Here is a 24478-nt window from a genome sequence, read left to right as displayed (position 1 = left end):
CGGGTTGTCCACGTTCGTATCCGCCAACCCCCGTTAGGACAACCCCAGGCTAACCGGATGACGACTTACACCAACCCGGTGCCGTAGTCATCCCCTTCAGGGATGGCCATGGCGGCAGGAGCGGGCGCGGCGCACAGAAACCAGCCGTGGCGCATCCCTTGCACTCGCAGCTCTGCATCCTTGCCGGACCAATCAGCAGTCGTAACGCTTAGTTACCACCATCTTCGTCCCGGCGAGCGCCGTTCCCACTGGTGTCTCAGCCCAGTCAGCAAGCAGCAACGGCTTCTCCTCCACCGACTTCAACAACTGGGCGATCCCGTCGGCGCTCGGGGCAACGGGAAGAGCGCAGCCGTCATATAGAAACCGTCAGAGTCGTACGGCTCCGCAAAAATCCCGCTGCTGGCGTCATCCAGTGAAGCCCACATCCCGCCGCTGAAGTGTGCTGTGACGAGTACCCGGAGGTCAGCGGCAGCCTTCTGCCGCTCCTTAAGACTCTTGCCAGATCGGCGAGCGCCTGGTGAAGCCGAAGGCAGACGTACTCGTACCACAGGCTGTGGGCACCGCTGAGCAGATCGGCTCGGACCGTGGCATCCGTCAGCGCCGCAAGGTGCTGGTGCGGGTAGTAGTCCATACGCCGTCCCAGCGGTCGTGAACGCTGACAGGGACGGTAGCGAAGGCGGAGAATCGGCACCCTCCGCGAGTTCATCGACTGTTCGACAGCGCCTACAACGAGCCCAAGGGCGAGTAGCCACCAAGCGCAGCACCGCAACTAAGAAGTCCCGCAACCTCTGGTGGCGGGGCTCTGCATGGGGAGGAACGGACTGGGCTTGCCGTGCCAGGAGATGCGCAACGCGTCACGGGCTCGGGTGGTGGCGACGAAGAGCTGGTTACGGCTCTTCTTGAGCTCGCGTTCGTAGCGGTTGGGGTCGGTAGTTGCGTACTTCTCGACGAGGGCGGTGCGCGGAAGGATGCCGTCGCTCGCGCCGATGATCGCAAGCTTCTGGTACTCAAGCCCCTTAAACCGGTGCATCGTGCCGATGTGGACCTCGCCGCTGCCCTGCGGACCGTCCTTGGTGAGGGTTGCTGTAGTGATGCCGTGCTTCATCTCCAGGTCGGCGGCGACGCGGCCAGCCATCTCGCCGTCGGCGACGCAGACAGCCATGGTGCCGCTCGGGTCGCGTACGGTGCCGTCCGCGGCAGGCTGGGTGATGTCCGCGCGCCACTGCTTGAGAGCCTCGGCAAGCTGGGTGATCTCATCGGTCCAGTCGGCGCAAGGAACGTACTCGGGGGCCGGGCCGTGCAGTAGGGAGTGGTAGCCGTCGAGGGTGTCGGTGCCGTCGTCAAGGTCGTCGTAGGTGGCCCCGCGGACGACCTTGGCGGCCTGGTCGAGGATTTCCTGAGTGGTGCGGTAGCTGAGCGTCAGCTTCGAGGAGCGACCGCGGATGTGAACACCGACGGTGGAGAGGGTGACCTGCCGGTCGTAGATTCGCTGATGGGTGTCGCTGGCGATGAACAGGTCACCTGAACCGGGCGCGACCATGGCGCGCAGCATCTTCCAGTGGGCGGAGCTGAGGTCCTGGGCCTCGTCGACGACGATGTGCTGGTAGCGATGATGCAGGTAGCGCATTGCGGAGCTGTTGTCGTCGAGGTGGACCAGGTCGCCGCCGCCGATGTCTGCCTTGTGCTCGGCACGGATCTGGATCTTGCGGGCTCGTTCCGATTCGTAGCGAGCTGCCCGTTCGGCGGCCTGGGCCCAGGTCTCTCGGCCCAGGCCGTTGAGGCGCAGGGTGAACTGGTCAAGCAGCTTCCAGATGGCAGCTCGTTCGGGACGGCTGAGGGCGCGCCCCATGCCGGCGCGGCGGGCCTTGAAGTAGTCCTGGCGGGTCGCAAGGGACTGACCGAGGACGATCTGTTCCCATTCGTCGAAGAGGAACTCAGCGTCCCATCGCTGCTCGTCGTGCTCGAAGAGCACTTCGCGCAGTACGTCCAGGGCCCGGTCGTCGGTGATCAGACTGCGTTGCGAGCCGGGCGCGGTGTTCTCAGTAAGGACGCTCTGCGCGAGCTGGTCGATGTGCTTGATATCGATACGGCCGAGCAGTGCCGGGTCCATGAGTGATGTGAGCCGGGAGCGCAGGTCAGCGGTGAGGTTCTTGGTGTACGTGGTCAGCAGGATCGGCTTGCTGTGGCCGGGCGGCAGGGCAGCGGCGAGGCGGGCGACGCGGTGCAGGGCGACGATGGTCTTGCCGGTGCCGGGGCCGCCGCTGACACGGGCGGGGCCGCTGTAGTTCCGTTCGACGATCTTGCGCTGGGTGGGGTGGAGGTAGACCTTCCAGGCGCGGAAGTCGCCCTCGGCCAGGACATTGCGGATGTCGTCGTCGACGGTGGTAACCGCGGTACGGGTGAGAGCCGCCGCCATGTCGTCCTCGAAGCCCGGCTGGAGTTCGGTGGCGGCGGGCTGGGTGATCTCACGCTCGACCTCGTCCACGGACATGCCGGAGCCGAGGCCGGTGAGGACCTCGGCGGTCAGGCGCGGAGCGCCGGCGATGAGCTGGTCGAGTTCCTCGTCGGTCGTGACGGTGAGGGCGAGATCGATGAGCGCGTCGGCGACACCGAGCCGACGCAGGTCTTCGGGGGTGCAGCCGACGAGGAGCGGTTCGGCGGGGACGGTCGGTTCCGGCATCACGACGGGTGCGGGCGTGGGCTCGGCCGACATGGCCTGCTCGTCCGGAGCCGGGGTGAGCTGGAGTCCCGCGCGCTGCAGAACGCTCTGACCGACGACGCCGAGGTCGACGAACTCGATCTCACCGGTGATCCGGTTGATGGCGACGGTGAGTTCCTCGTAGACGTCCTTGCGGTGGCGGATGGCGACGATCAGCCACTGCGGGATGCCATCGGAACCGACACCGGCCCGGGCGAGAAGCGCCCGGTACGAACGGTCGATCTTGGCTCGGAAGATCCGGCCGTCGCCTTTGAGGGGCTTGAGGTCGAGGCTGGGGTGGTCGGGGTCGAGGCGAAATTGGTGACAGAAGTCGTAGAACTTCGTCTTGACCGACGACTCCATCTTGTAGAGCTCGTTTTCGGCCTTCTGGTAGAGGCTGAGGCGTGCGGTCATCGTGCTGCCCCCTGTTCTTCCGGGTCGGGGCGGGTGGTGGTGTCAGGGAGCATGGTCAGCAGGGAGCCGAGATCGGCGAGCCAGTCGTGGGCCGAACGGATGGTGAACCCGGCGTCGCGGTAGGCGCGCCAGGTCTTGTCGCTCTCGTCGTCTTCGTGGTCGTACGGCTCGGCCATGACGGCGATCCGCTGGTCGCCGTGGTCCCAGGCGAAGTCGGCGAGCCAGCCACGCTCGCCGAGCTCGTAGCCGTAAGCGGGGGCCTTCTTGCCGCCGTTGGCCAAGGCGTGGGCGAGGCGGGTGAGGGGGGCGTCGGGTTCGTCCTCGTCGAGGTACTCGAGGATCTCCTGGTCCCACAGCAGGTCCCGCAACTTCGCTTCCAGCGGAGTGGCTTCGGCTGCCTGCACCGCAGGGGTCTGCGGTGCAGGTGTGCCGGTGCCGTACCGCATGGCCAGCGATTCGAGTTCGCCGAGGCCGCCGAGCGCCTTGAGGACCGAGGTGTCACATTTCGCCGCGGTGGCCGTGGTCAGCTGAACACCGTCACCGCCGTCATGGGCGAGGAACTGCAGGATGTTGGACCACTGGAGCCAGGAGCGCCAGCGTGCCTTGTGCTCGGGTGTGCCGAGCTGGTCAGGTGCCGTGTCGTCGAGGCAGACCAGGGCGGACCAGTGGCCGGTGGCTCCGTCGACGAGGAAGGCGACGGGAAGACCGGACTGGTCGCAGGTCTGGAACAGGTTGAGTGTGCCCGTGCCCTGTACGGGGGGCGAGTCGATGCCGTCGGTGTGGCCCCAGGCGTCGAGGAGACGGTCGAGCGTCTGGCGGGTCTGGTCGGGGGTACCGTTGCCGACGAGGGTCTCCCGGCCGGTTCCGAGAAGGCCGCCGACAATGGCCGATGCCCGCCTACCCCAGGCCGTACCGTCCGGACTACGCAGGTAGGCGAGGAGCATGGTCATCGGGTCGGTGAAGGCGGTGGTGACGAGATCATCGCCGCCACGTTCGGCGTAGAGCTGCTTGGCGATGTCCTGGGCGCTGTGCGGGTAGGGCGGCCATACCGGCTCGGCCGTCCCCCGCCCTGAGGAAGCCTGTGCCGTGTTGGTCTGCCGCTCGAAGGCCTCGAGGTCGTCCCAGGTGAGCTGGAAGACGATGCGCCCATCGGCCCGGAGCCGGTTACGTTTGTCGGCGTCGCCGGCGAGCCGGTTGTGCTGGCGGCTGGCGTGGTAGCGGTGTCCGTCGAGGTAGACAGTGATCTTCTGCTTGGGGCCGTCGACGCGTTCGAAGGTGAAGTCGGTGCGGGTGAACCCCTCGTTGCGCTGGGCGGTCAGACGCCAGCCATGGACGGTGCCGACCTCGTCGAGACGCAAATAGGCACTGTTGTCGCCGCTCTCTTCGAGGACAGCGTCGCCGCGCGGGCCGGCCCACCCGCGCAGGGCCTTGAGGAAGCGTGCCTCAAGGTCGGACTCGATCTGTCCGTCGAGGCCGATCTGGTCGGTGTTGCCGACCGGTTTGGTGTTCCACGCGTCGGTGTCGGTGCCGAGGAGTTCGTCGAGGATCTCCAAGGCGGCCTGGCGGGAGACGCGCTCGATGTGCTGTTCGTCGGCGTAGCGGTACAGGCAGCGGTGGCAGGCCGGCCCACCTTCTCCGTTGCAGGGGCACTCCAGGAGAAGTCGGCGCGCGCCTTCGAGTACCTGCCGAAAGGCTGCCGGGTCGGTAAGCCGGTCGAGGTAGCCGGTGCCGTGCGGGAGGCGGTCGTACAGGACCAGGAAGTGCCGCTTCTCCGCGGTGTCGCGGTCCGGCATGGTGGCGAGGGTGGTAGCGAGGTGCTGCGGATCGCCGCCGAAGGCTTCGTCCACGCCCAGTCGCAGTGCCGCCTGGAAGGAGTGGACCCTCTCCTCGACGAGGACGGTCGCGGCGGGCAGCAGGATGCGCAGGGCTTCGGTCTCCAGCTCGTGAGCGAGCAGGACGGGTTCCTGGAGTACGTCCTGTTTGCCGCGCCGTAGCGGGCACCAGGGGGTGTGGTGCTTGAGTTCGCGCTGGCGGTTGGCGGAGTTGTCGACGGCGTCGCGGTCGTCGTCGAAGACCGGCCGCCCATCGGCGGTCGCGGCTCCGCAGGCGGTGCACACATGGAAAGGCGCGATGCGCACGGACCGCCCGGCGAGGTGGTCGTTCTCCTGGGCTCCGATGCTGAGCGGTCCGGCGTTGACGCGACGGATGACGGCGTGGCGGGTGTAGTCGACGCCGAAGATTTCCTTGGTGTGCCGCCAGGACTTGCCCGCGGCGAAGTCCTTGGGGGCGATGTCGACCATGTCCACGACGGTGTAGAACCGGCGCTCGCGGTCGTCGCTCTCATCGCCGATCCTGGCATCCTCGCGCTTGTCGCGGGCGGTGACGACGCTGGGCTGGACGATCTGCCACAGGCTGCCAGAGTCGGCGATGCCCGCCTCCCCACAGCGCGGGCAGGGGGCGATGTCGTTCTCGGCGTTCTCAGTGCGGACATAGCCACACGAGGGGCAGAAGCGCCAGTGGCGCCAGTCCTGGTCCCGGCCGGTGACGATGTCGATGCCGGTGATCCGGTGCTTGTAGCCCTCGGCATAGAAGGTGTTGCCGGGAGCGAGTTCGGACAGGGCGAAGCCGCGCGGCCGCCCGTAGGAGAACGGCTTCGACTTGTAGCCGTCCCGCCCCTCGGGTGTGGTGCCCTCGGGCCAGTAGACAGTGGCCTCCAGGGTGGTCGTTGCGTCTATGAGGGCATAGTTGGGCAGCAGACCGAGGTCGCACAGCACAGTCTGGGCGGGCTGACGCTGACGTGTGGCTCCCTGCTTCGAGAGGGCGCCCAGCTCAGCCTCCAGCTCCGCCTTCGTAGACGCCTGCTCGTCGTCACCTTCCTTGAGCTCGTCGATCGCCGCGCGGATCGTACGGATACGGGTGCGCAGTTTCTGGTTCTCGCGCTCCCAATCCCGCTCGGCCTTCTCGATCGCGCTGCGGATGCCCCGGACCGCGTACTGCTTCAGCTCCTCCTGGGCGGTCTCGCTCACCCCAGCCGGGAACAACGCAAGGAAGCCCGCGACGAGCTCCTCTCCGTGCGCCAGGGCGGCCTCGGTGAAGTCGGCGAGATAGCCGGAGGGGCCGAAGAGCTCGTCGACACGGCGCGACAGGGCGGCCAGCGGCTTGCCGTCCTCGCGCAGCAGACGGCCGCGTGCCGCGAGATCAAGAAGGTGGGCGGTGTACTGGCGGCGCAGGATCTCGATGGCCGACAGGTAGGAGCCCGGCGGCACGATCCGCCCGTCGATCATGTCCCGCGGCCGGTCGAGGAAGTACAGGTCACGGCGGGAGCGGTCCGGGATGGTGAGGAGGAAGGCGTTGCCGGTACGGCGCCCGGCCCGGCCCGCCTGCTGGGCATAGTTGGCCGGCCGGCGCGGCAGGGCGCCGAGGACGACGGCGGACAGGTCGCCGATGTCGATGCCCATCTCCAGGGTGGGCGTGCAGGACAGCACATTGGGGTCGTTGAACCCCTCGCCCTTGCGAAAGGCCTCCTCGACGCGTTCGCGCTTGCCGCGGGACAGCAGACCGGTGTGCTCGGCGGTGATGACCTGGTAGGTACCGGCTCTCCTGTACAGGCTGCGGTAGTAGTCATCACGGTAGTCGCGGTCCCGGTCGTGCCGGTCCACCGTCTCCAGCCATCTGTCGCCCGCGACAAGGCGACCGGACGAGCAGCGATACGACTGGCAGGGCTGTCCGTGGTACGGCGCCAGCAGTGAGGGATGGACGGTCTGCTCCCAGAAGCACTTCGGGCAGCGCACATACGACTCGTTGACTTGAGTCTCGGATAACAACTGCAGGCGTACGGCGCCCGGCTGAAGGCCGTAGACGCGGACGGCCGTGTCGCGCGGGGTGCGCGCCGCGAGCAGCCCGGCGTCCGAGAGCCGGGGCAGCAGCCGCACCCAGAACTCGTCGGCCTGCTCGCGGGTCATGTCGAGGCAGCGCTGGGCCCAGGACTGATACCAAGACAGACGCCCGGCGGCGAAGTCGAACTCGCTTCGCTGCTTGGGCCGGGCGAGCAGGAAGCTCGGCGCGGAGACGCCCCTGGGAAAGGCCTTCATGCCGCGCGGGCGGCCACCCCAGATGAAGTAGCGGCTCGTGCCCGCCTCGTCGAGGAACTTGTCCAGCCACCGATGCCCGACCGCTCCTCGCGTCCGCAGCCGCTCCAGCAGGCCACGCAGGAAAGCCAGGTACCGGGCGTCGTCGTGTGCAGCGAGCACCGACCCATGGTGGGTGGACTCCTCGTGGACGCCACGTACGATCGCGACGGCCGCCCGCTCGTCGGGAATACCCACCCAGGCGGCAGCCGTGCGGGTCAGTTCGAGGGTACGGCCGTTGCGGGAACGGTGGCCGAACTCCATCACGGCCTCGAATGCGAACCGCTCACCAATCAGATTCCAGGTCCTCTTGTCCCCGCCACGTCCCTTGCCTGACAGCAGGCGCGCGACGCCCGTGTCGTCATGCAGGTCCGGCGGGACGACGGCAGCAAGCGTCTCACGGTCGGTGGTGGACGCGACGACATCAGCGATGAGGTCGTTCAGCGCGCTCGGCCGCTGTTCGCTCAGGTGCTTGGTGAACAGGGCCCGCAAGGAGAAGGTGTACGAGCGGGAGGCGACGAAACCGGCCCGGTGCGCGGCGTCCTGCACCGAGTCGTTGAACATCAGCGCCTTCGTCTCACGCTGCTGCTTGTCCATCTCCCCGCCGGTGAAGAGCTGGGTGATGGCCGCGGCGGCGAGCGCGGCGGCGCCCGTACCGAGGAAGCGGATGGCGTTGTGCGTACCGCACGCCGGGCACCAGTCGTCCTTGGCTGCCCGTTCCGCGGTGTCCCCGAGCTGGACCAGGACGAAGACCGAGTCGGGGGCGGCGGGCTGCGGGTCGCCCTCGTTGTCGTAATCGCCCTGGGGATCGGGCAGGCGCAGGCGGCGGGAGGGGCCGTCGAGGACCATGAGCACGCCCGCGCCACCGGTGGTCAGCGACCTCTGCGCCGCCCGGTCCATGGCGGTACGGCCGTTGCCCTCGCGAGCCTCGTTGTCCGTGGCCGCCACCAGGGTGCGCACCTTGGACTTGGTGGCCGTAACAGTGGCCCGGCGAATCTTGTGGGCCTCGAAATCCAGCTCCTCCAGGTCCGACTCGGGGGCCAGGACCGACCAGCCGGAGCGTCCGCACTCGCGGCAGTACACCGCGGGGAGGAAGATCTTGGTGTCACGCGAGGTGGTCGTGTGGGGCGTCGTACGCAGCCGGCTCTTCGCTCCGACCGTGTCCCAGGCGAATTCGGCCTTCGGCCAGGGCAGCACTCCCCTCAGCATGCGTGTGACGGACCGCGCCCACTGGTGCACCTCGACCTGGACGAAGGGGCGGCTGATCCCGGCCGGCGCCTCCGGGTCGCGCGCCACGGACAACAGGGCGACGAAGCGGGCGAGTGCCACCGCGGCGACCTGCGGCCGGGTCGTGATCGCCTCGTCCCAACTCTTCGCCCCGCTGCGGCGCATGACGTCGAGCACCTCGTCGTAGGTGCACACCGAGCCGTCGAAGGCCTTCAGGACCGCATACGTCAGACGGTTGCGCTTGAGCGCGGCACCGAGGACGAACGGATCGGTGGTACGGACGCCGGTGACAGCCTCGGCAAGGTCCACGAGCGCCTCCGGGCCGGAGGCCGGATCCGGCAGGGCGGTCAGTGCCTCGGGGGGTGCGGCCAGGCCGGGAAGGAACCTCGCGTCCGTGATCGACTCGTCGAGCATGAACTCGTCGACCGTCAGCCGGTTCTCACCGACGATCGCATCCTCGGTGAACTCGACACCGAAGACAGTGCCGGCCACGGTGAGGAGCTGCCGCACCCCGTCGGCATCGGTGCCGGAGGCGAGGGTCGCGGAGGTGGCGACGGGGGTGATCGTGCCGAGCGGCTTGCCGGGCTGGTTCGCGCCGACGGCGATGGCGAGGCGACGCAGCAGCATGGCGACGTCGGTGCCCTGCGCGCCGTCGTAGGTGTGGAACTCGTCGACGACCACGTAGCGGATGTCGCTGTCGTCCCACAGCGGTGCGTCGGCGGCTCGCTGCAGGAGCAGGTCGAGCATCTTGTAGTTGGTGATCAGGATGTCCGGCGGGGACAGCCGAATGTCCTGCCGGCGCGTGTAGACCCGGTCGTAGTGCGTCGCCGCCTTGTCCCCGATGTACAGGCCGGCACGTACGCCGCTCAACTCGTCGTAGTCGGTGAGCAGCGCGTTGATACGGGCTGCCTGGTCGGTGGCCAGGGCGTTCATCGGATAGAGGAAGATCGTCTTGACCCCGTTGTTCCCGGCCGCACGCTCGCGGGCGCAGTGGTCAAGTACGGGGTAGAGGAACGACTCGGTCTTGCCGGAGCCCGTACCCGTCGTGACCAGCGTGGGCTGAGGAACATGCCCGTTCTTCGAGGTAAGCCGGGCGAAGGCACGGGCCTGGTGCGCGTACGGCGTCCAGCCGTCCGTACGTAACCAGTCCAGATGCTGCTGCCAACCGTCCCCGGCCGGGGTGAAGGGGGTGCGGAGGCGAAGAAACGGGCCGCGGAACATGCCCGTCGTCTCGTCCCCGAGGAAGGCGTGCAGCGCCTTACGTACGCCCTCGTCGGCGAGGCCGTACGTCGTGGACAGGTACTGGAGCAGGCTCTCCTTGAGTCCCTGTGCTTCGAGGGTCGGCCTCACGGGGTCGGGACCTCCATCTTCTCCGGGTCCCACAGACCCTTGCTCACGGCTTCGTCGAGACGCCTCTTGAAGTAGGCGTGGGCAGCGCGCATTTCGCGCTCACGGTTGGCCTTGTAGAAGGGGGCGGTGTAGCCGTCGGGGACGGGGACGGTGGTCTTGGGGTCCTTCTGGCGGGCCTCCTGGTAGGCCTCGAACTGGGTCCAGTGGTCCTTGGTCTGGTCGAACCCGTACGTGTACCGGTCCCCGGCGATCTTCCGCTCGGTGGCGTCGAACCACGTCACCAGGTCGAAGTCCTGCATGATCGGGAAACGAGCCCGGTACATGGCGATGAGTGTGCCCTCGTCGATACCGAGCCAGACGGCGACGAGCGCGTCGATCTCGACGAGGGCGGCACGGCGGGCGTACTCGGTACGGAGCGGGGTGTCGCGCTGCCAGGTGGGGGTGACGGCGTGCAGCTCGGTCGTGAGGTGAGGCCATTCGATCGCCCAAGGCTCGTAGCCCGGCCACTTGGGGTCGTAGAGCTGCGCCCAGAGGTCGGCGTAGGCAGCGGTGAGGGTGTTGAGGCGGAGGGTGCGGAGGAGGAGGGCGGGGGCTAGGGGGTGGTTCTCTTGGGGGGCGGGGAGAGTGCTTGCAGCACCAATCCGCAAGTGTCCAAGCCCAGTAATGCGCAGTAGATAGTCCAGAGGCAGCCCCGCCCACATGCCACTTACGAGGGCTGTTTGTTTCTCGCTGCCCACACGCATGCTCTGCACGTTATCTACGTGCGTGACTCCACGCGGCAACAGCACTGAATACAGAGCGCGCTCAGTGTCTGGTGCAATCATCTGACGCCATGCAACCCGATAGTCGTCACTGTACGGATAGCTTGCCTTGGCAAGAAGGTACTTCTCGACCTGCTCGTCCCCGACCTCCACCGGCTGCACCTTGCGCTTCTCTGCAATCCGAAGCCGGGCCTGCGCCCGCTCCTCCTCCGACGCAAGAAGCACCTCGTACCGCTCCCAGTCGGTCCACCTGTCCTGCTCGTCCAGGAACACATCACGCGGCGCCACGCACCGGTACTCCGACTCCGGCACCGCGTCATCCGCGAGCGCCCTCGGGTCAAGGCCACGTACCTCGCCGCCGCCCTGGCTGGGCTGCTTGAACATTGGGTTGGCCACGCCGATCTGCGGCCCCTTGAGGATGACCTCGTTCCACGCCTCCGCGTGATAGTCATCCTGGCCGTCGACGTCGGTGTTGTAGTCGATGAGCCGCTGATTCTTGTCCGGGCCGAACTTCGCCTTCTTGGCGCCGCTTTCGTGATACCCGGGAGAGATATCGGGATGCAGCGTGCCGAGACGCAGGGCATAGGTACCCAAGGCGTCGATCGCCGGGTCCTCCGCCGTACTCACCGGCGTGAGCAGACGCGTGTGCTCCAGGGGGCCTTCATCACCTGTCAGTCGACGCCACCGCTTGAGGGTGTCGGGAGTGACCCGGACGACGCGCTTCGGGTGGGGGCGTTCGTCCCAGTCGCCGTCGTACTTGACACCGGGATCGTCGCCGACATCCTCGGCGGAGGCGGACAAGCGAAGCGAGTCGACGGTGAAGAGCCACGACAACGAGTTGAAGGAGATTTCCCCTTCGGTCCCGTAGATGTGCACACCGAAGTGGCTGGACCGCCCTACCGGCGGAGGGAAGAAGCGGTTACCGGCATTGACGAAGTCGCCGTGCACACGCAGCCGCCGGTAGGCCGCTGCACGCAGCGCGGCCTCCTTGTCTCCTGCGAAGTGAGTGTCGGGGTGCACCATCCCGCCCGCCCCACCGCGCCCGGCATGGTCCCACACCTCGCACATGAACGCCCGGTACAGGTCGGGCTGGCCGCCCGAAATCAGCGGGTAGACGGGCGATGCCGAAAGATAGCTCGCCGTCGTCACCGTATTCGTCACCTCGCCAAGCAGGTACTCCTGCACCTCCTCTCGCTTAAGCTCCGCCTCTCGCAGCCGGTTCTTCTCCTCCGCCTTCGGCTTCTCCGTGAGCATGAACCACGGCTCATACTCCGCGAGGACCGGGTCTTCCTTCCACTCCGGCCGCACCCACGGCGGGTTACCCACCTGCAGGTCGAAACCACCCGCCTCACTCTCGAAGACGCCCGCGAAGTCCAGCTCCCAGTGGAGAAAGCCCTGCTCCTCGGCGATGTCGCGGACGACCCGCATCCACGGATACCGCGTCTCGACCGCCTTCCGGGCGTCATCCATGCCCATCTCGGCCTGAATCAGGTCCTCGAGGGCCGTCAGCTCCGCCAGGGAGTCGAAGGATGCGGCAAAGGCGTCCTCCCGGATCGACTCCGTGCCCACCATGGACTCCAGGAAGGCGATCCAGTCGTTCATGTCCGCAAGCGGGATGACCTCGCGCCGGCGTACCGGCCCACGAGGCTTCTTCGGCCCGGAGAGGGTACGTGTCTTCTTGAGTTCCTCCTTCTTCACCAGCTCCTCGTGGGCCCCGCCCTCGCCCAGAGACATCTGGTCCCCGTCCATGGCAAACAGCATCCGGCTCTCGACGAATCGCGGCACGGCCGTGGGCTCGGGCGCAGGCAACGGCGTCTCGATCTCGACGGCCTGCCCAGCCACCCCAGCCACCGACGACAGCAGGGCGTCCAGGTCCACCCCCGCCTCCGCCGTCACCACCGGAGCCGTGGCGTACTCCGCGTCCGTCCCGTCCAGCAGCCCCACCTTGTCCAGCGGCCAGAACCACAGCGCGCACCACGCGTCCATGACCTGCTTGAGGCGCCAGTACGGGGAGCCCTCCGCCTCGAAGAGGTCCTTGAAGACCTGTTCCTTGGTCAGCGGCAGCCTCTGGTCCGCGTTCTGCTTGTCGCGGCGGAGGAAGGCGTACTCCTCCGCGTCCTCCTCGCGGTCGGTCCCCCAGACATCAATGGTGCGGGCGATCTCCTGCTCGCTGAGTTCCATGCGCTTGGCTACGAGCTGCCACAGGAACTCGACGCGACGAGCCGCAGCCTGCAGCCGGGCGAGCTGGCTCGCCTTGCCGCCCGTCTTCTTGGGCTTGGTCTGAACGCCCTTCTTCCACGCCTTCAGCTGTTCCACCTGCGACCCGGCGAGCTGCTCGACCAACTTCTTCGCGTCGCCGCTCGCCCCCGCGACTGCACCCCAACCAGGCGTGGGCAGGAGGAACTGGTGCACGGCCCCGTCCGGCAGCGGCTGCTCCGCGCCGTCCTCGGTCGCCCGGAACGGCAGCTTGGTCGGCGTCTGCGCGCCGATGGTCCGCTCCTTCTTGATGCGCTCAACCTCGTACACCCAACGTCGCGCTCCGATAAGGGAGTTGCCGCGCCGCAGGTGCAGGCCGAACCATGGCGCACGCATACCGGGGTGCATGGTGTTGAGCCACAGCGATACCTCGGCAAGCTCCACGCCGGTCGCGTTCAGGTCGATCCCGTACGCGTTGTGGAGCGCGATGTACGCCTTCACCTTCTGCTTGGCATCGAGCGCCTTCGAAGTGTCCAGGCTGACACCCAACTCCTCCTGGCGACGCTTGAGATACTCCTCGGCGACCTGGTTGATCACCTCGTTGAGGAAGGCACCGGAGCCCAGGGCCGGTTCGCAGATCGTGTAGCGCAACAGTTCACTCGCCCGCGTCCGGACCGTGTTGCCATCCGCGTCCTTCTCCTGGTCGATGCGGTGCTTGAGCGCCAGCTCGACCGTGACCTTGGTGAGGGACTCGGGGGTGTAGTACGAGGCGGAGGTCTCGCGGTCGCGGCCGGCCAGGCGGTAGACGAACGTACCCGGGGCGTACTTCTTCGGGCCGCGGAGGCCGTACTGCTCGGCGTCCTGGGCGGAGTACACGACGTGCGTGTTCTCCGGGTAGTCGTTCAGCCGGTCGGCGGGGATGAGCCAGGAGCCCTTCTCCGGGTCGCCGCACTGCTTGTCGCCCTTCTTCGCGCCGGGCTTGGCGACTTCCGCCAGCTCCTCCTCGGCGATGATGCCGGTGTAGGACATCAGGCCCTCGTAGACGGCTCCGAGCTGGTTGATGCCGAGGTTGCGGTAGGAGATGAAGCCACCCTGCCGGCCCTTCTGGCCGGCCTCCTTCAGGGTGAGCAGACGCAGCACCTGGTGCAGGGCCTCGTTGCGCAGCCGCAGGTCCAGCCACTGTGGCTCCTCGTCCCCGTCCTCGTCCCACCGGGAGTCCAGGACGCCACTACCGATGAGCGTTATCGCCTTGGGGTCGAACAGCTCGCTGCGCAGCGGCTCGAAGCGGAGGCCGCGCTGTTCGCTGCGCTCGGCGGCGGGCTTGTCGTCGTCCGCTTCGGTGCCGTGCGGACGATGTCCAAAGTTGACCTTGTTGAAGAGGGCGTCGAGGGAGGCGTAGAGGTGGAAGCCGACCCGGCTGTCCTCGTCGACCAGCTTTCGCTCGCGCGCGACCAGCTCGCGCAGTCGGGCGATCGAGTAGCCGGCCTGGTAGGTGGAGTCGTCGGCAGGCAGGATGCCCAGTTCGGGGCGGGCCTCCGCGTACAGGAGGAAGAGGATGCGGTAGAGGTAGCGCAGGGATTCGCGCGTGAGCTGCTTGGCGAACGGGCCCTTCTTCAGGTCCTCGAGCTCGCGCGGCTTGACCGTCGCCTCGCGTAAGCGGGCGAGTACTTCGTTCGCAATGATCTCAACCGACTGCTGGAGTCCCTTGCGCAGTTCGGAGTTGACGCCGACGGCGTTGTCCCGGGACGCCTTCAGCAGGTCGTCGATGCGCCGGCCCTTGCCGTCGGGGCGGGGCGCGAGCGTGTCGCGGGAGAAGAGGGCGGCGACGAGGGAGAGTTCGCCGGCCTTCGCCGTGTCGTTCCGGGCGAGGGCCGCGTCCAGGTTGGCGGCGAGGTAGCGGCCTTCGGCCCAGGCGTTGCGGTCGGCGAGGACGAGCACGCCACCGCACAGCAGGAGGATGAAGCGGGGCGCGTCGCCGCCGGGCTCGTGCAGTTCGCTCTGGAAGAGCCAGCCCGCCAGCTTCTCGCCGACTTCGAGAAGCCCGTCGGTGGTCTTGAGGGGGTGGAGGAGCCGTCCGGCCTCGTCGGGGTCGAGGGCATCGTCGAGAGAGGCGGTCCATCCGCAGTCGAGGGCAACGATGCCATCTCCGTGCCAGGCAACCTGGAGCTCGTACTCCTTGCCGGCGTTGTGCACGGTGATCGGCTCGGACCGCCCGCTGTAGCCGAGGGCCTTAAGGACCGTGGTGTGCCAGGTGGTGATGTGTTCGGCCCACTCCCCCGTCGGGTCGTCGTACGTGCTGCCGGGTTCTTCCTGCTGGGCGCGGAAATGTAGGAAGGGGCGCACAGTGGCCAGGTAGTCGCCGCGGAGCCGGGGCAGGAGTTCGCGCGGAGTGGGTTGGGCATCATGCAGGTCGGTCTCGCGGCCGGTCCACAAGTTGAACAGGCCCTGGTCGCCCGCCTTGCCCTTCTTGAGGGTGTTCTCCAGCTCCTCGCTGAAGTAGTGGGCGGAGAGGTATTCGCCGCGGTTGGCGAAGGAGTCGTAGGTGTAGCTCATCGTGCGGACTCCTCGGCGTACGCGGTGGACGCAGTGGTGGGGTGAAGGGGTTCGAGGACGCACAGAACCCGCAGCATCGGGTCGCCGTCGGTCCGCAGGCGGCGTACGAGGTCGCGGCGGCGGGCGGCCGTGTCGTGCACCTGCTGGATGCGGCGCTGCTGGTTGCCGACGGCGATCAGGGCGCCCTGCTCCCAGACCTGCACCCGGTCCTCGTACGGGGCAAGGTAGGAGTCGACCTGCTTGTCATAGTCGGCGCGGCGCTCGCGCAGGTGGTTCTCGGCCGCGTCGACAGCCGCGGGGACGAGTCCCTGGAGGAGGTCGGCGGCGACGGGCTGGGCGCGGCCGGGCATGTCGGGGCCGACGCCGCAGGCAGCGAGGAATGCCGAGTCCATGCGCCATACGCGAGGAGTGGCCTCCGCCAGCCCGGTGACGGCCATCCACTCCACGACCGTCGGCTTGCCCCCCGCGTTGGAGTAGACGCCTTGGAGGAGGTAGACCGGGCCGCTGAGGGCTTGGGGCAGGGCGGCGTCGATCCGTTTGGCCTTGGCAGTGTCGGGCCGGTAGGCGAGGACGAATGCCTCGTCGTACTGGAGCTTGGCGAGGACCTTGTCCGTCACCCAGTCGAGCACGGGGTGGATATCGGAGGCGTAGGAGACATTGGGCCACTGGGAGGTGGGCTGGTCGGTCTTTCCCTGCTTGGCGTTGCGGGCGGCGTCCAGGCGGTCGGCGGCGTACTGCTTGTCAAAGGTGATGCGCAGCGTGCCGTCGTACCTGGACGTCGTGAGGATCTTCTCCTGCTCCAGGTACGACTTCGGCAGCGCCCGTAAGCGGTACTGCAGGTCGTCGGGCGGTGTGAACTCTATTCGGCCATGGGCCGTCTCGGGCTTCCAGCCGAGGGCCGCGCGCTCTGCCTCCGGGTAGATGAGGTCCATCGCGGCGTGGAAGTACGCCTTGGTGTCGGTGAAGACGTGGGGGACGTCGGCCTCGAGCACCGGGGCCGTGCCGAGGGTGGCAGGAGTGGCCGTCGGGTCGGCGAGCCGGGCGTTGGCGCCGGCGAGGAGTCCAGCAAGGACCCCGCCGGACTCCTGCTGGGACTGCTTGATGGAGCGCTCAACGGTCCCGCCCTTGATGAGGTCGCGGGTGAGGCGGTCCTCTTCTTTCTTTTCGTTGTAGAGGCCGGTGACGGCCTCGGCGCTGCCCTCGCCGGTCTCGATCTCGTGTGCCTGTGCCTCGCGCCGCAGCAGGCGGGCGCCGACGAGCCGGTCGTCGAGCGTGAGCATCTCGCCGCTCCCCTCGTCACGCCGCCAGGGCACGTCGGCGGTGAGGGTGAGGGCACGGAACTCGGGGCTGACCGCTTGTCCGTAGCGGTCGATGCGTCCGTTGCGCTGCTCGATGCGGATGAGGGACCAGGGCAGGTCGTAGTGGATGAGGTCGTGACACTGGTGGTGCAGGTTGACGCCCTCGGAAGCGATGTCACCAGTGAACAGCAGTCTTACCGGCTCTCCGAGCCGGCCGAAGCGGTCGACGATCTCCTGCTGTTGCTGGTCGTTGGTGGTGTCGCCGTGCATGACCTCGACGACTCCGCCGTACGCCTTCCAGGGACGCGTCGCGTCTGCCTTGGCCTGGTTGTCCTTGAAGCCGAGCCGGGCCGGGACCTCCTGGGCCAGCCAGTTCAGGGTGTCGACACGCTCGGAGAAGATCACGACGCGGCGCTCGGAGCGCGGGCTGATGCCGAGTTCCTTCAGTGTGCGCACGAGAGCGTCGAGCTTGGCGGAGTCCTGGTTGGTTAAGTCCGCTACCAGTGACTCCAGTTCGGTGAGCGCCTTGCTCTCGGACGCGAGAGCGGCGCGGCGCTCTGGCGTGTCCGCCGCGGCTTTGGTCCGGCCCTTCGCCGTACGCGTCTTTGGGTTGTCCAGGTAGGCACGGCGGTTGGCGAGGGAATTCCGCAGTGCGACGTGGGAGGAGAGGAATGCCTTCAGGAAGTTGTAGCCAACCAGGGGATCGGCGCAGACCGACGAACGGTTGGGATCCCCCGGGGTCCACTCGCTCGCCAAGTTTTCCAGGACGGCGATCTCCTTCGGTGTCGCCGGAGCCGACACCGGCAGGGAGTCGCCGCGTTCGGCCCAGGGCTTGCCCTTGAGCCCGTCGCGTACTTCTCGGTCGGTCTTGGTGCGCCTGATGTAGAGGTGGTCGAGGTCGGCGACCTTGTAGTTCTTTGGGTCGGCGATCGCCGCCGGATCGAGCATGCGAATCAGCTCGGCGAAGGACTCGGCGTCGCCGTTGTGCGGAGTGGCGGAGGCCAGGATCAGCGCATCGGTCTGCTCAGCAAGGCGGTGGGCTAGGCGGTTGTTGCGGGTGCCCTTGTTCACGAGATTGTGCGACTCGTCGATGACCACCGCGTCCCAGGTGGTGTTCTCCAGGTGGTGGGCGTAGGTCGCCGACTTGAGGGTGTCGACGGAAACGATGACGCGCTTGAAGTGGGCGAACGGGTTCCGGCCTGCCGGGATCTCCTGCTGGATGCGCTGGATGCCGGTGGAGTCCAGTCGCACCAGCGGCAGGGAGAAGCGGGTCCACAGCTCGCGTTGGAACTGCTCCAGCACATGGGCGGGCGTAACCACGAGGATGCGCTCGCCACGCCCCCGCCGGATCAACTCCGAGAGCGTGATGCCGATCTCCAGCGTCTTCCCCAGACCGACCACGTCGGCGATCAGCAGCCGGGGCTGCGGATTACGCATGGACAGCGCCAGCTCAGCGGGGCGCAGCTGATGCTCCTGTCGGTCCATGAGGAAGGAGTCGGCGAGCGCGATGCCGTGCTCGGTCTGCGGCAGCGCGGTCTTGCGGATGACCGCCTCCAGGTGGAGGCGGGCTTTGGCGTGCTTGGAGGTGTCGTCGGGCACGAGCCGGGTCTTCCGCGGATCGAGCACCTCGATCGCGTCCAGCCCGGAGTAAAAAATCGCATCCGTGCCACGGACGAACGAGGAAACGCCGCTGACCTCGACCATGAGTCCGTCACAGGACTCCGAGATGGACTTCACCAGCCACTGCTCGTGGCGGATGCGCACCTGGGCGCCGGGGGCGAAGGCCGGCCTGGCACCGGCCGGGTATGCCGACTGCGCCGGATCGGCGTCGCGCCCTGCAGGAACCTCGGGCTGCCTCGCCGTGGTCACGTGATGCTCCTCTGTGGACTGTGTGCTTGTGATGTGAAGTGTGGTCGCGCGGGGCTGGCCTTGAGGCGGCCGAGTGGTGAGACGGACGCCGTCGAATCCAGGGTCGACGGCCCCTCGCCCTTCTTTGGACCGTCCTGGACCGGCCTCGCCGGCAAAAGAGGGAAAGGGTGTTTCAGCGCTTCGGCCAGGCGAGCGCCGGCCCCACCGCATAGCGCTCGCGCAACTCCTCAGCGACCCTCCGGGAAGCGGGAGTACGGCCTCTTCGCGGTGTGGGCACAGCCGGGCTTGCGCTTCCACTCTCGGGCTTGAGCACCTGCACGGACGCGTGCGGGAGTGGGCTCACGATGTCGCTCTCGGCTTGAGAGTCCGGATCCGCTTCACCACCGGGTGGCGGGACAGGAACGTTCTCCATCGGGAACGCTGGCTCTTCGCGCAGCAGTTTCTCAAGTGAGTCGAGCCGGTCCAGCATCAGTCCATCGGGCTGCGGCAGCACCATCGTGGAATGGTCCTTCGCCGTCGTCTCCTGGATCAGAACACGCCGTGCCCGAGCCGGACTCGTACCCAGCTGGCGCATGAGGTCGGCGCACTGCCGGGTCACCTCCTCCAGGGAGGGGCGGTCGTCCGCCTTGTGCGCCAGCATGGCCGTCACGATGGGGGCCAGTTCATCGGGTAGCCCGGATAGGTCGGGGCCGATCTCTGGGTTGACCACCTGCGCGGCGACTGCCTCCCACCGGGCGCCGTCGTACGGGTAGTGCTCGGTCGCCGCGTACAGAAGTACGGTGCCCAGGCCGTACACGTCAGCGGCCTGCGTCACGTCCACCTCGCCCAGGGCCTGCTCGGGCGGCATGCAGCGTACCGTTCCGATAACCATACCGGCCTGCGTGAGTGTTCCCTTGGACGCTCCGACGAAAGCGCCGAGGCCGAAGTCAATAATCACCGGGCCGAAGTCGCCGAGGATGACGTTCTGCGCCTTCAGGTCGCGGTGTACCAGGCCCGCGGCGTGCACAGCGGCAAGCCCCTCAGCTAACAGCGCGCCGAGGCTCGCCACGAGCGGCGCGGACAACGGACCCTGGTCCCGCACGACGTCGGAAAGCGGGCGGCCGGGGACATAGTCCATGGCCAGCCAGGGCTGCTCGGCAAACGGGTCCGCCTCGATGAAACGGGCCACACGGCCCGTACCCGAGATCGTGCGCGCGATCGCCGCCTCACGTTCGAACCGGGCGCGCGTGTGCGGATCCGTACGGTCGGGCCGGATCACCTTCACGGCAACCGGTTCACCCGCGACCGAGTAGGCGAGGTACACCTCCCCCATCCCGCCCGCGCCGAGTCGGCGCTCGACGAGGTACGGACCGATACGCGACGGCAGAGGCGCGCTGCTCACCGCACACCCCCTGACTCCCGCAACGACAGCACAGCCTCGCTCGGCGCCTACCTTCGCTCCGCCGGAAGGAGCAGGTGACAGGGACACCGACGAATTACGCCCACAGCCTACCGATCGGCATCCCACAGGAGAAAGTAATCACGTAGGACTGGGCCGATCTTCCCGGCTCCGTGTCCGGGATCAGACCGCTATGGATGCGGCTCGGTGGCCCGCGAGACGGCCGACGGCGCTTGCGCAACGGCCACCTGGACGTCGCGTAAGCGCGTTCCAGCCGACCGCAGCAACGTGCGTGATTCTCGGTGTGGCACCCCGGCAGCGGCCGCGCGGCAGAGGTGACTAGGCTACTCGCCCTCGCCGTTCGTCTCGCCATCGATGTCCTCGGGCGCATCGGTTGCGGGCATGGCGTAGTAGCTCGCCTTGATTTCGTTCTCGCCCTTGCTTCAGGGCAGTGCGCCGTAGCAGGCCTTCTTCGAGCCCTGCCTGCTGGCACCGTTGCCGTCGAACTGGTGGGTGGTGTTAACCAACAGCCAGGGTGCACTTCCCGCCGAGATCGGGGTCGATCCGGAATGCCTGCGTGGTGCGTTGAAGCTGCACTACATCGCCTACAGGCGGATGGTGAACGTGGCCAGCGTCATCTTCTAGTTCCAAGTAGGAGGCGATCCTGGTCTATCTCAGAGTCAATCCGGACGCGGTCGAACTGGAGGAGGGCTTCATGCGCGGCATCGGTCATCTCGGAACGGGCGACCTGGAGGCCCGGATCGCCTCCCCGGCCGATCTAGAGGGCACCCCCTCTACTTCACCGAGCGGTCGAGGGCGGCCTGACGTGCGGAAGGGCAGCTGGCGCATCGAGCCACGATGCGCCGGCCGCCCTTCGGCGTCTGCGGGCCGCCGATCCTGGTCTTGCCGCCCTCACGCTCACACCTCCGGCCCGGCCAGGACGAGTCACCCTGGGTCAGTGCGCCTCGAAGTCGCTGCTCGGCGATGTCAGCGTAGTGCTCGGAGAGCTTGACGCCGATGAACTTGCGTCCCTCGTACAGGGCTCCGACGCCGGTCGTGCAAGAGCCGAGGACGGGCCCGAGGACGGTTCCGCCCGGCGGGCAGATCCTCACATCCCGCATCACCTCCACGGGCTTCTGAGTGATGTGCACGCGGTCACGCGGTCCTTCCGGGCTGGCTCGCGGGGTAGAGGCCGGGCAGGTAGATGGGGTTCCTGTCGGGGCTACCGGCCCCTTGGTGCCCCAGACGATGTACTCGCAGGACCGCTTGAGCCGGCCCTTCTGCGGTCGGGAGACCGGCTTGTGCCACGAGGCGATGCCGCAACAGGTCCAGCCGGCGGCCTGGAGCGCGTCGGTGGTGGGCGACAGCTGCCTCCAGTCGGTGAAGACGAGCGCGGCTCCGGACTCGACGGTGGCCCGGTAGGACTCGGTGAGCAGGAGGGTGAGCCAGAAGCCCATACGCACCATGACGCGCACCCGGAGGCCACTCCCAGGACGATTTTTTTGATCAGCTTGCTCAGCCCAGGAACGACAGCCGCACCCGCCGGTGCGGGTTGTCCACGTTCGTGTCGACCAGGACCACGGACTGCCAGGTACCGAGCTCCAGCCTGCCGCCGATCACCGGCAGTGTGGCGTGCGGCGGGACGATGGCGGGGAGGACGTGGTCGCGGCCGTGGCCGGGGGTGCCGTGGCGGTGTCGCCAGCGGTCGTCGGCCGGGAGCAGGTCGTGCAGGGCGGCGAGGAGGTCGTCGTCGCTGCCCGCGCCGGTCTCGAGGACTGCCAGGCCGGTCGTTGCGTGGGGCGCAAAGACATTGAGCAGGCCGTCGCGCCCGGCGGCAACCTCGCGGAGGAATTCCGCACAGGCCTCGGTGAGGTCGTACACGGTCTCGCGGGATCCGGTCGTGATGTCGAGGGTGCGCGTGGTGAAGGTATGGGTCATGTTCCACCGCTTACCCGCCGTGCCGCCGCGACGGCAAGTCGACGGGCCGCCGGGGCCTTGTGTCCCTTCGCGGGAGAAGGTCTAAGGATTTCCCGGCAGCGGGCGTGAGATCAAGTTGGGGTGCGGCCACACGCGCCCGGGGCACATGGCTCGTCGAGCCCCGGAAGCCACCTTGAAAGGGACATCCATGGACCCCGTCCGACGGCCGATCCTGTTCGTCAGTCTTCCGGAAAGCGGGCTGCTCAACCCGCTGCTCGTGCTGGCGGCCGAGCTGTCACGCCGGGGTGTGGAGGACCTCTGGTTCGCCACCGACGACAATCGGCGCGCCGAGGTGGAGAACCTGGCGGTGAAGGCGCCGGTGGAATTCGCCTCGCTCGGCGAGGTGATCCCCGAGCTGTCGGCGGTGAGCTGGCCCGACGACGTCTACCGCGAGGTCACTCAGGCATCGCGTTTCAAGGCGCACCGCGCGGTCATCAAGCAGTCCTACAAGCCCGCTCTGCAGGCGAAGAAGTACCGGCGGCTCGAAGCGGTCGTCGACGAGGTCCGGCCGGCGCTGATGGTCATCGACTGCGTGAGCGCCTTCGCGGTCGACCTGGCCCTCACGCGCAAGATCCCCTTCGTGCTGAGCGTGCCCTTCGTGGCCAGCAATGTGCTGACGTCGCTGAACCCGTTCGCCAAGGGCTACACCCCCCGGGACTTCCCGGTCCCGCACTCCGGTCTGCCGGGGCGGATGAACGTGGTGCAGCGGCTGCAGAACGAGCTGTTCAAGCTGCGGACCATGGGGCTGTTCTTCAATCCCGCCATGGGAAAGGTGCTCCAGGAGGACGGCCGGATCCGCAAGGAACTCGGCCTGCCGGCGCCCAGCCCGATGACGCGCATCGACAAGGCCGAGATGGTCCTGTGCAATTCGATCGCCGAGCTGGACTACCCGTTCGAGGTGCCCGAGAAGGTGCGTCTGGTCGGCGCGATGATGCCGCCCCTGCCGGAGGCCGGGGAGGACGACGGGGAGCTCTCCCGCTGGCTGGACGCCCAGTCGTCCGTGGTCTACATGGGCTTCGGCACGATCACTCGGCTGACGCGGGATCAGGTCGGCGCGCTGGTGGAGGTCGCCCGGCGGCTGGACGGCGAGCACCAGATCCTGTGGAAGCTGCCGAAGGAACAGCAGCACCTGCTGCCGCCGGCGGAATCGCTGCCGGGCAATCTGCGCATCGAGAGCTGGGTGCCCTCGCAGCTCGACGTCCTGGCCCACCCCAACGTCAAGGTGTTCTTCACGCACGGCGGTGGCAACGGCTTCCACGAGGGCGTGTACTTCGGCAAGCCCCTGGTGGTGCGGCCCCTGTGGGTCGACTGCTTCGACCAGGCCGTCCGCGGCCGGGACTTCGGCATCAGTCTGACGCTCGACCGGCCCCAGACCATCGCCCCCGACGACGTCGTCGACAAGCTCACCCGGGTCCTCGGCGAGCCCTCGTTCCGCGAGAACGCGGAACGGCTCGGGGCGCTGCAGCGGGCCGCGGGCGGTCGGCAGACCGCGGCGGACCTGATCCTCGGCCTTCCCGCTCTGGCATGACAAGGGAGATATCCATGTCGTTCAAGTATCCCGTTTCCCGGCCCCATCTCGACGGGCGAGAACTCGAATACGTCACCGGCACGATCGGGGACGGGTGGATCTCCTCCCAGGGTCCCTATGTGCAGCGGTTCGAGGAGGCGTTCGCGGAATACAACGGAATCGCGCACGGCGTCGCCTGTTCCTCGGGGACGGCCGCCCTCACCCTGGCCCTGCGGGCGCTGGGCATCGGTCCGGGCGACGAGGTCATCGTGCCGGAATTCACCATGGTGGCCACCGCGTGGGCCGTCACCTACACGGGGGCGACGCCCGTCTTCGTGGACTGCGCGGACGATCTCAACATCGATGTCACCCGCATCGAGGAGAAGATCACGCCGCGGACGAAGGCCATCATGCCCGTCCACATCTACGGCCGGCGTTGCGACATGGACGCCATCATGGACATCGCGTTCCAGTACAACCTCCGGGTGGTCGAGGACTCCGCCGAAGCCCACGGCGTGCGTCCCGTGGGCGACATCGCCTGCTTCTCGCTGTTCGCCAACAAGATCATCACCTCCGGCGAGGGCGGCATCTGCCTGACCGACGACCCCCGGCTGGCCGGCCAGCTCGCCCACCTGCGCGGCATGGCCTTCAGCAAGGAACACAACTTCCTGCACAAGAAGGTCGCCTACAACTTCCGGATGACGGCCATGCAGGCCGCCGTCGCCCTGGCGCAGACCGAACGGCTCGACGACATCCTGGCCACCCGCGCGGAGATAGAGAAGCGCTACGACGAGGGCCTGGCCGGCATCCCCGGCATCACCCTGATGCCGCCCCGGGACGTGCTGTGGATGTACGACCTCCGATCGGAACGCCGCGAGGAACTGCGTGCGTTCCTCGCGGACGCGGGAATCGAGACCCGGGTGTTCTTCAAGCCGATGAGCCGGCAGCCGGAATACCTCGCCCCGCACTGGCCGACGCTGAACGCGAACCGCTTCGCGGAGGACGGACTGTACCTGCCCACCCATACCGGTCTGACCGCCACCGACCAGGACTACGTGATCGGGAAGATCCGTGAATTCCACGGCGCGAGCTGACCGCACCCTCCGGCTGCCGAGACGGGACG

The 24478-nt window shown here is 67.7% G+C and carries 9 protein-coding genes and 1 pseudogene; 3 read left to right on the top strand and 7 right to left on the bottom strand.

The genetic code is table 11. The features are described from left to right. Positions 1-769: 769 nt before the first annotated feature. The 5 genes from ACIGXW_RS02395 to ACIGXW_RS02375 form a co-directional block, all read right to left on the bottom strand. The gene (locus ACIGXW_RS02395; protein WP_399568983.1) at positions 770-3112 is read right to left on the bottom strand and encodes a UvrD-helicase domain-containing protein; all 2343 of its coding nucleotides are present in this window, start codon (positions 3110-3112) and stop codon (positions 770-772) included. Further along, the gene (locus ACIGXW_RS02390) at positions 3109-9816 is read right to left on the bottom strand and encodes a DEAD/DEAH box helicase (protein ID WP_399568981.1); all 6708 of its coding nucleotides are present in this window, start codon (positions 9814-9816) and stop codon (positions 3109-3111) included. The genes ACIGXW_RS02395 and ACIGXW_RS02390 overlap by 4 nt, the downstream gene beginning before the upstream one ends. After that, a complete protein-coding gene (locus tag ACIGXW_RS02385) occupies positions 9813-15326 on the bottom strand; it encodes a hypothetical protein (RefSeq protein WP_399568979.1) in 5514 nt (1837 codons plus the stop codon). Before ACIGXW_RS02385 ends, ACIGXW_RS02390 begins: the two co-directional genes overlap by 4 nt. After that, on the bottom strand, positions 15323-18493 hold the full coding sequence (locus ACIGXW_RS02380) for a DEAD/DEAH box helicase (protein ID WP_399568977.1): 3171 nt from the start codon (positions 18491-18493) through the stop codon (positions 15323-15325). Before ACIGXW_RS02380 ends, ACIGXW_RS02385 begins: the two co-directional genes overlap by 4 nt. 172 nt (positions 18494-18665) lie before the next feature. Beyond that, positions 18666-19874 carry a serine/threonine-protein kinase gene (locus tag ACIGXW_RS02375; RefSeq protein WP_399568975.1) on the bottom strand — a complete coding sequence of 403 codons (1209 nt, stop codon included), beginning with the start codon at positions 19872-19874 and terminating at the stop codon, positions 18666-18668. Between the two features lie 552 nt (positions 19875-20426). Between ACIGXW_RS02375 and ACIGXW_RS02370 the strand changes: the two are divergent. Beyond that, positions 20427-20686, top strand: a pseudogene (locus tag ACIGXW_RS02370) (hypothetical protein); the annotation flags it as partial. Here the strand turns inward: ACIGXW_RS02370 and ACIGXW_RS02365 are convergent. Beyond that, positions 20666-21328 carry a DNA-methyltransferase gene (locus ACIGXW_RS02365; protein WP_399570789.1) on the bottom strand — a complete coding sequence of 221 codons (663 nt, stop codon included), beginning with the start codon at positions 21326-21328 and terminating at the stop codon, positions 20666-20668. The pseudogene ACIGXW_RS02370 and the gene ACIGXW_RS02365 overlap by 21 nt on opposite strands. A gap of 58 nt (positions 21329-21386) precedes the next feature. After that, positions 21387-21809, bottom strand: coding sequence for a YjbQ family protein (locus tag ACIGXW_RS02360; RefSeq protein WP_399568973.1), 423 nt, complete (start codon positions 21807-21809; stop codon positions 21387-21389). Positions 21810-21996: 187 nt separating this feature from the next. Between ACIGXW_RS02360 and ACIGXW_RS02355 the strand changes: the two genes are divergently transcribed. Together ACIGXW_RS02355 and ACIGXW_RS02350 are read left to right on the top strand one after the other, a co-directional pair. Beyond that, positions 21997-23376: a glycosyltransferase gene (locus ACIGXW_RS02355; RefSeq protein WP_071962180.1), complete on the top strand. Its 1380-nt coding sequence runs from the start codon at positions 21997-21999 to the stop codon at positions 23374-23376. A 14-nt stretch (positions 23377-23390) separates the two neighbouring features. After that, on the top strand, positions 23391-24449 hold the full coding sequence (locus ACIGXW_RS02350; RefSeq protein WP_399568971.1) for a DegT/DnrJ/EryC1/StrS family aminotransferase: 1059 nt from the start codon (positions 23391-23393) through the stop codon (positions 24447-24449). Positions 24450-24478: the final 29 nt, after the last annotated feature.

Origin of the sequence: Streptomyces sp. NPDC053079 (genome assembly GCF_044546695.1) — a bacterium.
Classification (GTDB): domain Bacteria; phylum Actinomycetota; class Actinomycetes; order Streptomycetales; family Streptomycetaceae; genus Streptomyces.
This window is presented reverse-complemented; position numbering and strand designations above follow the sequence as displayed.